The following is a 13,190-nucleotide window of genomic DNA, read 5'->3' as shown; positions in this document are numbered from 1 at the left end:
GAAATATGAGTGAAAAGACAATGAAAGCTATTCAAGTTCACCAATACGGGGAGCCGGAAGTGTTGAAGTTAGAAGAGATCCCTGTACCGGAGCCTCGTAAAGGCGAAGTATTGGTGAAAATCGTCGTAGCGGCTGCTATTCCTCTTGATTGGAAAATCCGGAACGGTTGGCTTCGAAATGTTTTTATTAAAGAACTACCTTACACACCCGGTACCTCTGTATCCGGAATTGTAGCCTCCGTCGGTGAAGGAGTAACGCGCTTCCAACAAGGTGACCAAGTATTTGGGAATGTAAATGGCGGATATGCGGAATACGGGATTGCACGGGAAACAGATCTAGTGATGATGCCTGAAAACCTAAGCTTCGAGAATGCCGCCACAATAAAAGGAGGAGCAGAATCGGCCTGGAAGGCACTGTTTACAGAAGGGGAACTGGAAGAAGGACAAACCGTGCTTATTCATGCAGCCGCTGGGGGCGTAGGACAGTTTGCAGTACAACTGGCCAAATGGAAAGGTGCAACGGTCATTGGCACGGCTTCAACCTCCAATCTGGCATATGTAAAAGCTTTGGGTGCCGATCAAGTTATTGATTATACAACAACAAAATTTGAAGATATGGCTTCCGATGTTGACTTGGTTGTTGAAGCTGTAGGTGGTGATACGGAAGACCGTTCTTGGGTTGTTCTAAAACGAGGCGGAAAGCTGGTTTCTCTAACACAGCTCCCCAACGCACAAAAAGCTGAGCAATATGGCATAACGGCTAAATTTAATTCTAAATTTCCAACAAATGAGGATCTCTCAGTCATTGCAAATTTAATCGCTGACGGTACATTAAGAGCAGAGATTGACTCCGTTTTTTTATTGAGTGAAGCAAAAAAGGCGCATGAAAAAAGTGAAGCCAGACACGGGCGCGGCAGAATACTTTTAAACGTTAATCCTCTCTGAGACCCAGAGATATTTCATTTTTTTAATATATAACAAGAAATGCGGCCGATTCTGGGATCAGCTGCATTTTTTATTTCTTACTTATTAAACTGTCAGTTAGTTTAATGACGCATCGGTAGTCTAATACTTTATTTTCTTTCAACACCACCAGCGCAGCCACCAGCACCACCACTAGCACAGCCACCAGTAAATCCGCCAGTATCACCTCTAGCACAACCACTACTAAATCCACCGATGAAAAACACACGAAGGGAAGATTAACGGGAAAAACTCCCGTTATTTCAAGCAAATTCGTTCGAAAAACTGTATTAGAGGGAATTTCTCCAGCTAATTTTCTGTTTTCTATTGAATGTGATTGAAATTCCTGATTTTAACAGGAGGTTTTCCAGTTAATTGATTTATTCGCTGTGATATTAAAAAATTAGAGGGACATTTTCCTGTTAATTCAGTTCTGCTGCGAGGGGGAGGGGAAGACGTTATACGATTCCCTCCCAATACGCAAAACGAGCCTTATAAGCTGAACTGTGACTCGCAAGAGGGGCACTTTTTTCAAAGTGTCCTTCTAACTGGGTTACAGGTCAAGCGATTCTAAAGGCTCGTTTTCATTATGTTCAATAAGCTACAGCACCATCTAAAGCTGCGCTATTTCCTTCACCGACCTGCGGATCAACAAATCTGCCGGCAAAACGATTTTTTTCCACGGCAGCGCGGTTTCGCGTTCTTGAATGCGCTCGACGAGCATTTGCATGCCCATGTAGCCGAATTGGTAAGCCTGCTGGGCGGCAACGGTCAAGAAGGGCTCGACCTCCGAATAAGGTCCAAGATCATCGAAGCATACGATCGACATATCCTCCGGCACACGCAAACCCCGGTCGCGCAGCAGCCTTAATATTTCGACGGCAAGCACGTTGTTGCCCGCCACAATCGCGGTAGGAGCAGGCTTCAGCTGATCCAGCCATTGGCCCATTTCCGTTAAATCGCTTAATGGCCCAAAGCTCGTTTCAAATACATAACGCTCGTCATACGCCAAATCATTGAGCTTCAACCCATCCTGATAGCCCTGCAGCCGCAGGCGCGCGCTGGAGATTGAAGCAGAGCCGTTTACCATCGCAATCGTCCGATGACCCTGCGAGGCAAGATGCTCCACGAGCCGTCTCGCGCCATCCTTGCTGTCCCCAAGCACAATGTCGCAATCGATGCCTGGCACTTCGCGGTCAAGCAGCACGAACGGCACTTTATGCTTGCGCAGCGATTCCAGATGAGGCAGCGAAGGGTCGCCGGCAGGCGCAACCAGAACGCCATCGACGCGCGTTGTCAAAATCGTCGTGATATAATCGGATTCCTTCTCCAAGCTTTCATCGCTGTTGCCGAACAGCAGGCGGTAGCCGGAGCGCTTCGCAGCATCCTCGGCTCCGCGAGCGAGCGTTGTATAGAACGGGTTCATAATATCGGTAATGAGCAGAAAGAGCAGCTTCGTCTGCTGGAGCACGAGGCTGCGCGCCGTTTGATTGGGCACATAACCAAGCTCCTCCATGACGCGTTTCACCTTTGCTCTTGTTTTCTCGCTTATTTTGCCAGTGTTATTGATAACTCTGGAGACGGTCATAGCGGATACGCTAGCCTTGGCCGCTACATCATAAATCGTTACCATAATTTTGTCCCCTTATCGCTAAATCATAGTTTCTATCATACAGAAAAGTAGTCATTGACAGCAACCTTTTTTATTGTTATTTTGGGGTTATCGATAACATTATTTTAACCTAATGGAGGTTTTATTCATGACGGACTCAAACTTGCGTTTCCAAAGCGGATTTCCAAAAATCGGCATTCGCCCTACCATTGACGGCAGACGGAAAGGGGTTCGCGAATCATTAGAGGAGCAAACGATGAACATGGCAATCGCGACTGCGAAGCTGTTATCGGAGCATTTGCGCTATCCGAACGGCGAGCCTGTTGAATGTGTCATTGCGGACAGCTGTATTGGCGGCGTGTCTGAAGCGGCGGCATGCGCCGATAAATTTGCCAAATCCGGTGTAGGGGTATCGATAACGGTTACGCCTTGCTGGTGCTACGGTACGGAAACGATGGATATGGACCCTTCCATTCCGAAAGCGGTATGGGGCTTCAATGGGACAGAGCGTCCAGGCGCAGTATACTTGGCGGCGGTATTGTCCGGCTATGCGCAAAAAGGGCTTCCGGCGTTCGGCATTTATGGCGAGCATGTACAGGATGCAGGCGACACTTCCATTCCGTTTGACGTGAAAGACAAGCTGCTTGGTTTTGCCAAAGCGGCACTTGCTGTAGCGTATATGCGCGGCAAATCATATTTATCCATGGGCTCGGTTTCGATGGGCATCGCAGGATCAATCGTGAACGACGCGTTTTTCCAAGAGTATCTTGGCATGCGTACCGAATATATTGACATGACTGAATTTGTACGCCGCATGGAAGAAAATATTTATGATGGCGTGGAATTCGAGAAAGCGCTTACGTGGGTGAAGGGAAACTGTATTGAAGGCAAGGACAACAATCCCTCCCATCTTCAAACTTCGAGAGAACAGAAGGATGCAGACTGGGAAACCGTTGTCAAAATGACGCAAATTGCCCGTGACCTCATGGTCGGCAATCCAAGGCTTGCAGAGCTTGGCTTCGGCGAGGAGGCAGGCGGCCACAACGCGATCGTAGCAGGTTTCCAAGGCCAGCGGCAGTGGACGGATCATTTTCCAAACGGCGATTTCATGGAAACGCTGCTTAATTCCTCGTACGATTGGAACGGAATTCGTGCTCCCTATATGGTGGCAACGGAAAATGACAGCTTGAACGGCGTGGCGATGCTGTTTGGCAACCTGCTTACGAATACTGCTCAAATTTTCGCGGATGTTCGTACGTACTGGAGCCCTGAATCGGTTGAGCGCGTAACTGGACATAAGCTCGAGGGAGCGGCAGCGAACGGTCTCCTTCACTTGATCAACTCGGGCTCGGCAACGATGGATGGTACTGGCGAACAGACAAGAGACGGCCAACCGGCTATGAAGCCTTTCTGGGAAATTTCCGAGGACGAGGCGCAAAAATGTTTAAACGCTACATCATGGCGCCCAGCTTCCGTAGAATATTTCCGCGGCGGCGGCTACTCTTCTGATTACTTAACACGCGGCGGCATGCCGATGACGATGTCTCGGATCAACTTGGTTAAAGGCATCGGTCCTGTGCTCCAAATTGCGGAAGGCTATTCGGTCGATTTGCCGGAGGATGTGCATAACACGCTGGACAACCGTACAGATCCAACTTGGCCTACGACTTGGTTTGCTCCAATCATTACGGGAGAGGGCGCTTTCCACTCCGTATATGAGGTAATGGACAATTGGGGTGCGAATCACGGCTCGATCAGCTACGGGCATATCGGCGCTGATTTAATTACGCTCGCTTCCATGCTTCGGATTCCGGTCAATATGCATAATGTTCCAGAAGAACGTATTTTCCGTCCTAGAGCATGGGGCTTGTTCGGAACAGCCAATGCGGAGAGCGCAGATTACCGTGCTTGTCAAAATTTCGGGCCTATTTATAAATAAATTGGAGGTTTTACAATGAGCAGCACAGATATTCGCAATGAGCTATGCAAATATGCGCGCAAGACGGTAACGAACAAGCTGGTCGTAGGACCAGGCGGCAACATCAGCGCTAAATTCGAGGGTAAAATGTACCTTTCGCCAAGCGGCTTCGCCCTTGATGAAGTAGAACCGCATCAATGGGTCGAGGTGGATATCGAGACGGGAGAAATTACGGATATCGGTCTGCGTCCGTCCTCTGAGGTGCTCATGCATCTTTATGCGTATCGCGCAAACCCAGATATCGGGGCAATCGTTCATACTCATCCGCCATATTGCATTGCTTTTACATTAGTTGAGCAGGAGCTGCCGATCATGTTCCCGGACCAAGCGGCGCTCGTCGGCAAAACCGTTTACGTACCGTATGTTCTTCCAACGACGGATAAGCTCGCTGACGCTTATGTAGCGAAAGTGAATGAAGCAAGCTCCGTATTGCTCGGCAACCATGGGCTTGTGACATCGGGACGCAATTTGCGCGAGGCGTATTACCGTACCGAAGTCGTGGAGGAAAGCACAAAAATTTATTTGATTGCCAAAGCGATCCGCGAGCCGAAGGTGCTTACGAAGGAAGAATTTGAAGAGATCGCATCGCTTGAGAGCGAAGCGTACCGCATCGAATTGCTGCAAAAGATGAAGTAAGCGGCTGGCGCCATCATGGCGCTGGCTTTACGTAAAGGGGGCTCTTAAGCATGACGAAGCTTGCGACCGTGCTCGCGTTTGATTTAGGCGCAAGCAGCGGCAGGGCGTTAATCGGCGAGCTGCTGCCTGATGAGGCAAGCGGGCAAAAGAAGCTGAAGGTGACCGAAATTCATCGTTTTCCGAATCAGCCGATCGCCGTTGGCGGCCATTTGCACTGGGATATATTGCGCCTCTTGCAGGAGCTGAAGATTGCTATTCGCAAAGCCTTCCAAGAAGGCTATGCGCCGCAAACGTTCGGCATTGACACATGGGGCGTCGATTTTGGCTTATTGGATGCCAATGGGGAGCTTCTCGGCAACCCTTACCATTACCGCGATCCGCAAACAGAGGGAATCATTGAAGAGCTGAACGAGCTGATTGGCAAAGACCGCATGTATGAGCAAGGCGGCTTGCAGTTTATGCCCTTCAATACGATCAACCAGCTGTATGCGATGAAAAAGGCGGCGTCGCCCAAGCTTGCGGCGGCAAGCACGCTGCTGCTCACGCCGGATTTGCTTGCTTATTTTCTGACTGGCGAGAAAGTATGCGAGTTTACGATGGCGACTACGACGCAGCTCTATCAGCCAAAGGAGCAGCAGTGGAACAGGGAGGTTATGGGTGAGCTCGGCATTCCGAGCCATCTATTTATAGAGCCGATTCATCCGGGCACGAAAGTGGGGATGTTAACGCCAGATGTTTGCGCTGAGCTTGATGTCCCGCCGATTATGGCAGTAGCGGTTGGCACGCATGATACGGAATCAGCAGTAGCAGCCGTTCCAGCTGCTGGCGAATCCGCGTTTGCATATCTCGTCTGCGGCACTTGGTCGCTGCTAGGCACGGAGCTTCCAGAACCGCTCGTTACGCCTGAGGCACAGGCGCTCGATTTCTCTAACGAAGGCGGAGTAGGGGGGACGTACCAACTGCTCAAGAACATTATGGGCTTATGGATATTGCAGGAATGCAAGCGGGAATGGGAGGAGCAGGGCAACGATTGGTCGTTTGCTGACATCGTAGTTCAAGCGGAACGCGCCGAGCCGTTCCGCAGCTTCATTCATCCCGACGATCCGTCCTTCTATGCGCCGTCCGGCATGATTGGCCGCATTCAAGCCTATTGCCGCCAAACGTCGCAGCCGGTTCCACAGACGGTAGGTGAAATCGCAAGATGTATACTAGAAAGCCTTGCGCTCAGATACCGTCAGGCGTTAGCACAGATGGAAGCTTTAACGGAGCAGTCGTTCAGCGGCTTGCATATGGTTGGCGGCGGCATTCAAAATGAGCTGCTGTGCAGGCTAACGGCAAACGCGATTGGCCGTCCTGTCTGGACGGGGCCAGTGGAAGCGAGTGCGATTGGCAACATGTTGATGCAGCTCGTAGCAATGGGCGAATGCGCCAATTTGCAGGACGCGCGCCAGCTTGTCGCAGCGTCATTTCCTATCGATGAATATGCCCCTGAGCAAACGATGGAATGGAATACGGCGTTTGAGTCGTTTGAGCGGTTAACCGAGGTAATGAAATAGCGATTATTTATTACGATAGCATTTAGAAAGGACGGGGCAAGCATGCTGATTGGCATATCGAAATTTATTTCCCCTGAGCTGCTTAAGGTGCTCAGTGAAATGGGTCATAGCGACGAAATCGTCCTCGCTGACGGCAACTTTCCGGGGGCGAGCCATGCGCAGCGCCTTATCCGCGCCGACGGGCATAATGTGCCTGAGCTGCTTGACGCGATTTTGCGGCTGTTCCCGCTCGACCAATACGTCGAGAAGCCAGCTGCGCTTATGCAGGTTGTTGCCGGAGATACGGTGGAAACGCCAATTTGGGAGCAATATCGTTCAATCATCGAGCAGCGGACGGGGCTTTCGGAGCCTTTCGAGCAGGTGGAGCGCTTCGCGTTCTACGAGCGGGCAAAGAAGGCTTACGCTGTTATCGCTACAGGTGAGAGTGCACTGTACGCCAATCTTATTTTGAAGAAGGGCGTTATTGCGGATAGTTAGATAATAAGGAAACTGATGATGATAAAGACTGCTTCGCGGATGAAACCGGGGCAGTCTTTTTCCACATATGTAACATATTGGTGTTGGTTTGCGTTATAAGAGACATATACTTGTTATCGTTGACTAATAGGAGGTATTTGCTCTGAAAAAAAAGAGATTGTATCCAGTGCTCATTTTTGTTGCATTACTCATTATCCTTAAAGACCATACGGGGACATCACTAGGCGATCACATGTTAAACACATTTGGTTTATCTCCATGGACATACATTGATCATACCGGTTTTTATCTCCCAGGGATCATTGGCATTACTCTGTTTTTCGTCGCTGTAATTTTAACGCGCAGAGCCTATCATTCTAAAGGTAAAGAATTCCGTAATCAAATGATTATCGGCTGCATCTTGCTCGTATGGTTGTTCCCGTTTGCTTCGGAGAAAAGCCTCTTTCTACTTCTATATCATACATCCTCGGTAGAGAAGATGGATTATTCTTTAAAAGATAATAAGTGTACATTCACCGGGGAAGAGAATGTTGTATTAGCGAGTTGCTCGGTTACCGTATATAATTACGGCAAAGCGGAAAGCGTGTCTATAAGACCTCTGATCAACGAACCACCTGCTGAAGTAGTTTTTGATGCTAAAGTCATTTCTATCTCTCCCCACAAAACGGTTAATTTGAGGACTGAATTTGTTGGCACGCAAAAAAATGGCAGCGGCTTTTCAGGATATAGTGAAAAAGTGGAATTTGAACTAACGACTCCAGCCCCGGAAAATGCAACTTATGTGGCAATGGAAATGCGCGAAATCGCTTGGAAGTCTTTATTGGAGGAACAGAAAGATACGGTTATTGAGAATTGGTATTATGCTGAAGTCTCGCCGTCTAGATGGGAATATATACCTTCCAATCGAGATGGAAAAGCAAAGAATGACAACCAAATCGTTCGGGTTATTTTCAAAACAAAACTAGATCCATTACTTGGACCAATCGGCATTTATATCGATGCAGAAGCCGAAACGGTCGTAGGCTATGATTATAGGGACTAGAGATCAGGACTTCAACATTTGAAGTCCCTTTGTTTGTCTATGATTCAACAAACTATTATTCGACAGAGCCTATCTTCAAATAATCCTCGCGCAAAATCCCGTAATAAACGACGTCCTCGTACTGATCCCATTTGTGAAAATGCTGCCGGAAGGTGCCTTATTGGAAGTTACAAGCGTTTTAAGCAGATTTATTTGGATCGTTCAGCGAAGGCTGATTGGACGAATTCAGCAATACTTTAGGGAATAACAAATAAGCTGGGGCAGCCCTTAGGTGCTTTCACCTAAAAGAGCTGCCCCAGCTTATATTTATGATAACTATCGATTATTTTTTGAAAAAGCCGCTAAAGATTTCTGCTGTCTTTTCCTGGTCCGGAGAAATGGAGAATAGGACAAAATTCCCGTTGCTTATTATTTGGTAGTTTAGCGCTTGCTCGTACTGGTCAGGCAAATACGTTTCGAACGCTTTTTGTATCGCTTCAGCTCGCTTCTCGAATGCTGCCTCGATATCTGCATAGTCTTTTTCCGATTTGAGGTGGACGACGGAGAATTCACCAGCTTGAATCATCATCTTAGGCTGATAGAAAATGCCGTCAACCAGCTGAGCTTCCATGTCTATGCCATAGACGTCCTTCACTTGATCGTCCTCAACAGCCGTTAGCGGTCCGAGTCCGGCATCTGCTGTTATTTTGGCTGCAATGTCGGCAACAGTAACCTCACCGAACGGATTTTCCGGATCTGGCTTCGTTGTTGGCTTAGGTGTAGGCGATGGCGTCGCCATTGTAATGGTGGAAGGCGTTGGCGTTGCCGAAGGCTTCACACTTGGTTTCTGTGTTGGAATAACTGCGCCTGGCTGTTTAGTTGGCTTCTCTGTCGGTGCCGGCTTTGGTGTTGAAGCTGGCTTCTTGGTCGGCATAGCCACTTCTGTTTTTTTCGATTCCGAGTCCTTGATCGGTCTTTTTGTCTCCGCAGGCTTCTCGGTTGAAGCATCCTTCGTCGGTGCTAATGTGCTTGCAGGCTTCTCGGTTGAAGCGTCCTCCGCAGGAGCTGCCGTAGCCGCCGGCTCTTCCGTTGCAGTTGGCGTTATCGTCGAAGCAGGCTCTTTTGTCGCTGCTGACTCATCCGCCGGATCTGTCGCTGTAAGCTCATCGGCTGCGCTCGTCGTATGGGTTTGGTTAACGCTATTTTTCTCTTCATTGGCACCATTGCTGCAGCCAGCTGCCATGACGGTAATCATGATCGCAAATATCGCCACGGAATTTTTAATCGGAAACATCTAGTTAGCCCCTTTAATCATCGTTGTATATTAGACGTTAGTTTAGTTTGGAAAGTTGCTAGATTCATATTCTTATGGTTCTTGCCAAGGATGAGAACGAATCAAATGGGTAAACAGCGTACAAAGAATTAACAGATTTATTCCGTAATCAACGTGATTAAGTTGTACGTTGAGAAATCATCGAGACGACCGATAATCATCAGTTCTGGGTTGAAGGTAAAGGGTGGCTGTTTCAAGATGAGCAAATTTAAACAAACTAATAACCACATTAGTAGAATTACCAATATTCTCAATAAATACATTGTTTTATTAAGGAGAGGATTGGGATAGAACAACCTACATTAATTCCAGGAGATTTCGAACCCGTTTAAATATACGGGAGAGATGCACGACGATGAAACGGGACTTTACTTTTTGAAATCTCGATACTATGATCCAGTTTCGGGCCGCTTCATTAGTAAGGATACATTCGAAGGAATAATAACGAATCCGATGTCATTAAATCCGTACACATATGCTTACAATAACCCTGTAATGTATATTGATCCATCAGGGCATATGGCATTATGGCAAATTGATAATTTGCTGAGTGTGATTGCACAATCCGGCGTTGATGCGGTACTGGATATCCTGCAGACACCAAATGCGTTGTACCAGCTGATACGCGGCATAGTAAGCGGAGATGTAAACTTCGGAGACTTGGCATACGCTGTCGGATCGTCATTGGTTAGTCCATTCGAATATTTGGCACGGAATTCGAAGGAAGTGTTTTCTGGCAAACCTAGTGATGCTGGGGTCTTCGAATATGGCAAACAGCTAGGGAATGTGCTTCAGATGATAATGGGAAGCAGCGCTGCGATCAAGATTCTGACGAAGGCGCTCCCTAAGCTCGGCCAAGCTTTGAGTAAATTTCATAATAAAGAGAAGGGTAAAGAGACGGCAGCTTGTAATTGCTTTACATCAGGGACCAAAGTGCTAACAGACGAAGGGGAGAAAAATATCGAAGACATTGAAGTCGGAGATAAGGTTCTTTCCAAGAATGAAGAGACTGGCGAGCAGGCTTACAAGGAAGTCACGCATTTGTATCGAAATGATAAAAAGATCACCTATAAACTTACAGTAGGAGATCAAATTATTGAAACAACCGATAATCATCCGTTTTGGGTTGAAGGTAAGGGTTGGGTACTAGCGGCAGACTTGCAGGTGGGGGATAAACTACAGCAGAGCAATGGAAATACCTTGACGATTGATAAAATTAACATTATTAAACACGATGAGAAAGTTAAGGTTTACAATTTTACTGTTGCTGATTTCCATACCTACTTTGTAAGTGACTTGGGAATTTGGGTTCATAATATTGACTGCTTGGATAGCAAGTATTACCTCAACCAAGCGCTGAAACAACAAAATTTATCAAGTGTACCTGCAGCTGCAGGGAAATGGAAGCAAAAGTGGTCTCAAGATGGGTATGATTTTGAAGCTAGGGTTCATGCGGCAGACCCTAGTTACGGGAAAACCGGGAATATTTATAGGATTGCACGAAGGCAACAGGGGACTGATGCAAATGATCAAGGTTATGGATGGGAATATATTGACCAAAACGGAGTATGGCATCATACTAATACATTAAAACCATCGAGTCCTAACTATAATGCACAAGCAGCGGCTGATACACATATTCAACTACCTTAAAGGACGTGAATTCTATGAGTGAAAATGGAATTTCATTAATAATTGACAAAATAAATAATCATATTCGAAAAGAACTGTGGTTCGATTTTGAAATAATTGAATATGGACAAAATGAACTTTTAGTTGGTGGGGGGAAAAGTTTATCGTACCCTCATGAATTAGAAATTCACTTTAAGGATGTGTTTTTCGTTTCAGCACCCGTAGAATGGCGTACGGATACATCGAATAATGTATTATTTATTCTTGAAGGAGAGGAAGTATACAAAGTAAATAGAAAATTTCAAGTTGAACAGGGTTATCATATTTTTAAGTTTGTTCCTGAGGATTATCCGGAAGATTTTGGTTGTTTAGTTGGTGCAAGAAGTTTGGAGGTTAAGTTTCTAGAGCTGACAAAATAATATTTGCTTGAATGACCTTGAGGCGGCAAATTCTCAAGGTCTTTCTTTTACTCCACCAGTGCCGATAGAATAGGGCGGCACGGCCTGAAAGAACTTAACCCTCATCACCCCCGTATGATATTCCTCTAACATGCCTGTGTGCAAGCGTCAAGCGCACCCGCAAGTCAAGGCAAACACGGTCATTTAAAGCAAATGTTCGCCATTTGGCCATCTCTGGCAGCAGGATACAGAGCTCGTAATGCGAATAAATAGCGTATGGAAAAACAAACGAACATTCATCCCCTTACCATAGAAGAACTATATAAGATGAACTAAATATTGGAAAACTATGGTAAGGATTTGGCTTATGCATGTCGAAGAGACAGGCAGGAAATCAGAATGGAAAACACAGTTGCATTTCAAGAAATCGAAACCGCGATGAAAAAAGCAAAGGATCATCGGATGTACGAACTGTACCAGACACTTTATTTGTTTCTGCAAGGAACCGAAGTGGAGCAGATTGACCTTATCATCAACCGAAATGCAAAAACGGTAAAGGGTTACATCTAGGCTTATAAAACAGGAGGACTTCCTGGTCTGCAATTGAACCATTCTCCAGGCGCACCTGTCCGACTAACCCAAGAACAGCAGGAAAAGTTGAAGCAGATCATTGTGGGCTCCATTCCGCATGATGTGGGTTTTACTGCACGGCACAATTGGACACTGGAGATCATTGCTGCCTATATCAAACAGGAATTTGGCCAGTCGTATTCGCTTCGTGGCATCTCCAAAATGATGCACCGTCAGGGACTAAGCTACACCAAACCAACCTATACCTTGGCAGCGGCTGATGAAGAAAAACAAAGGGTATTTTCAGAAGCTACGTTTCCGCATTTAAAAAAAGATACATGAATGACGAAATCGACCATTTGCTATTTGAAGACGAGTCCATGATCCGCGATTACCAAACGATTCAAAAAACGTGGTTTCTCCGCGGCAAGCAGCGTATCATCCAAACCACAGGCAAACATCGCGGTGTAAAGCTTCTTGCAACCGTCGATTACGCAACAGGCAAGCTGGTGTGGCAGGAAGATGAACAGTATACAGCCGAGACCTTTTTAGATTTAAAGTCATCACCGCCTATCCCAAAGACAAAATCGTGATCGTATTAGACAATGCTAGAATTCATCATGCAAAGCTACTCGCACCATTCCGGACGAGATGAAAGATCGACTTGAACTTGTATTCTTGCCTCCATACAGCCCGAAACTCAATATTGTCGAAGGTTTGTGGAAATGGCTCAAATCAGATGTCATTAACAACGTTTTTTACCACACAGTCGAAGAGATTCGCCAACGTGCAACAATTCATGGATGAGATAATGAAAACCCTTTTGACCATCATCGACCGTCTTTGTGTTAGGTTTTAATCAGGATATTCAATAGTTCAACTTATATAGAGTTAAAGTTTATCCTGAATTTCGAAAGTCCATAGTAATGAGCCTTAATACACGATGTCATAGGGGACTACTTCCAAAAATGTAAGTGGAAATGATGAATCGACAGGTATTGCTAGATTTTAGCAT

The 13,190-nt window shown here is 46.5% G+C and carries 11 protein-coding genes and 1 pseudogene; 9 read left to right on the top strand and 3 right to left on the bottom strand.

From position 1 onward, the window contains the following. Positions 1–5: 5 nt before the first annotated feature. A complete protein-coding gene (locus AC1TPC_RS18475) occupies positions 6–944 on the top strand; it encodes an NADP-dependent oxidoreductase (RefSeq protein WP_482068267.1) in 939 nt (312 codons plus the stop codon). 70 nt (positions 945–1,014) lie between these two features. Here the strand turns inward: AC1TPC_RS18475 and AC1TPC_RS18470 are convergent, their stop codons facing one another. Together AC1TPC_RS18470 and AC1TPC_RS18465 are read right to left on the bottom strand one after the other, a co-directional pair. Next, positions 1,015–1,164 (bottom strand): hypothetical protein, encoded by a 150-nt coding sequence (locus AC1TPC_RS18470; protein WP_482068266.1) that lies wholly within the window; start codon positions 1,162–1,164, stop codon positions 1,015–1,017. Positions 1,165–1,575: 411 nt separating this feature from the next. After that, positions 1,576–2,595 (bottom strand): LacI family DNA-binding transcriptional regulator, encoded by a 1,020-nt coding sequence (locus AC1TPC_RS18465; RefSeq protein WP_482068265.1) that lies wholly within the window; start codon positions 2,593–2,595, stop codon positions 1,576–1,578. A 127-nt stretch (positions 2,596–2,722) separates the two neighbouring features. Between AC1TPC_RS18465 and AC1TPC_RS18460 the strand changes: the two genes are divergently transcribed. From AC1TPC_RS18460 to AC1TPC_RS18440, 5 genes are all read left to right on the top strand, one after another. Next, on the top strand, positions 2,723–4,513 hold the full coding sequence (locus tag AC1TPC_RS18460; protein WP_482068264.1) for an L-fucose isomerase: 1,791 nt from the start codon (positions 2,723–2,725) through the stop codon (positions 4,511–4,513). 15 nt (positions 4,514–4,528) lie between these two features. Then, positions 4,529–5,188 (top strand): class II aldolase/adducin family protein, encoded by a 660-nt coding sequence (locus tag AC1TPC_RS18455; protein WP_076266723.1) that lies wholly within the window; start codon positions 4,529–4,531, stop codon positions 5,186–5,188. Positions 5,189–5,238: 50 nt separating this feature from the next. Continuing rightward, positions 5,239–6,744, top strand: coding sequence for a rhamnulokinase (locus tag AC1TPC_RS18450; protein WP_482068263.1), 1,506 nt, complete (start codon positions 5,239–5,241; stop codon positions 6,742–6,744). 42 nt (positions 6,745–6,786) lie between these two features. Next, positions 6,787–7,221 carry an L-fucose mutarotase gene (gene fucU, locus AC1TPC_RS18445; protein ID WP_482068262.1) on the top strand — a complete coding sequence of 145 codons (435 nt, stop codon included), beginning with the start codon at positions 6,787–6,789 and terminating at the stop codon, positions 7,219–7,221. A 166-nt stretch (positions 7,222–7,387) separates the two neighbouring features. Continuing rightward, on the top strand, positions 7,388–8,263 hold the full coding sequence (locus AC1TPC_RS18440) for a hypothetical protein (protein ID WP_482068261.1): 876 nt from the start codon (positions 7,388–7,390) through the stop codon (positions 8,261–8,263). Between the two features lie 322 nt (positions 8,264–8,585). Here AC1TPC_RS18440 and AC1TPC_RS18435 read toward each other — a convergent pair whose 3' ends face one another. After that, positions 8,586–9,536 carry a DUF4358 domain-containing protein gene (locus AC1TPC_RS18435; RefSeq protein ID WP_482068260.1) on the bottom strand — a complete coding sequence of 317 codons (951 nt, stop codon included), beginning with the start codon at positions 9,534–9,536 and terminating at the stop codon, positions 8,586–8,588. A 384-nt stretch (positions 9,537–9,920) separates the two neighbouring features. Here AC1TPC_RS18435 and AC1TPC_RS18430 point away from each other — a divergent pair, with 384 nt between their 5' ends. The 3 genes and pseudogenes from AC1TPC_RS18430 to AC1TPC_RS18420 all read left to right on the top strand — a co-directional run bounded on the left by AC1TPC_RS18430 (position 9,921) and on the right by AC1TPC_RS18420 (position 13,034). Further along, on the top strand, positions 9,921–11,228 hold the full coding sequence (locus AC1TPC_RS18430; RefSeq protein WP_482068259.1) for a polymorphic toxin-type HINT domain-containing protein: 1,308 nt from the start codon (positions 9,921–9,923) through the stop codon (positions 11,226–11,228). Between the two features lie 14 nt (positions 11,229–11,242). Continuing rightward, the gene (locus tag AC1TPC_RS18425) at positions 11,243–11,626 is read left to right on the top strand and encodes a hypothetical protein (RefSeq protein WP_482068258.1); all 384 of its coding nucleotides are present in this window, start codon (positions 11,243–11,245) and stop codon (positions 11,624–11,626) included. 378 nt (positions 11,627–12,004) lie between these two features. Then, positions 12,005–13,034 (top strand): annotated as a pseudogene (locus AC1TPC_RS18420) (IS630 family transposase). The last annotated feature ends 156 nt before the right edge of the window (positions 13,035–13,190 follow it).

It is taken from the genome of Paenibacillus sp. Y280, from assembly GCF_056786335.1.
Note: the sequence above shows the minus strand (reverse complement) of the source record. Positions and strands in the feature narration are given on the sequence as shown.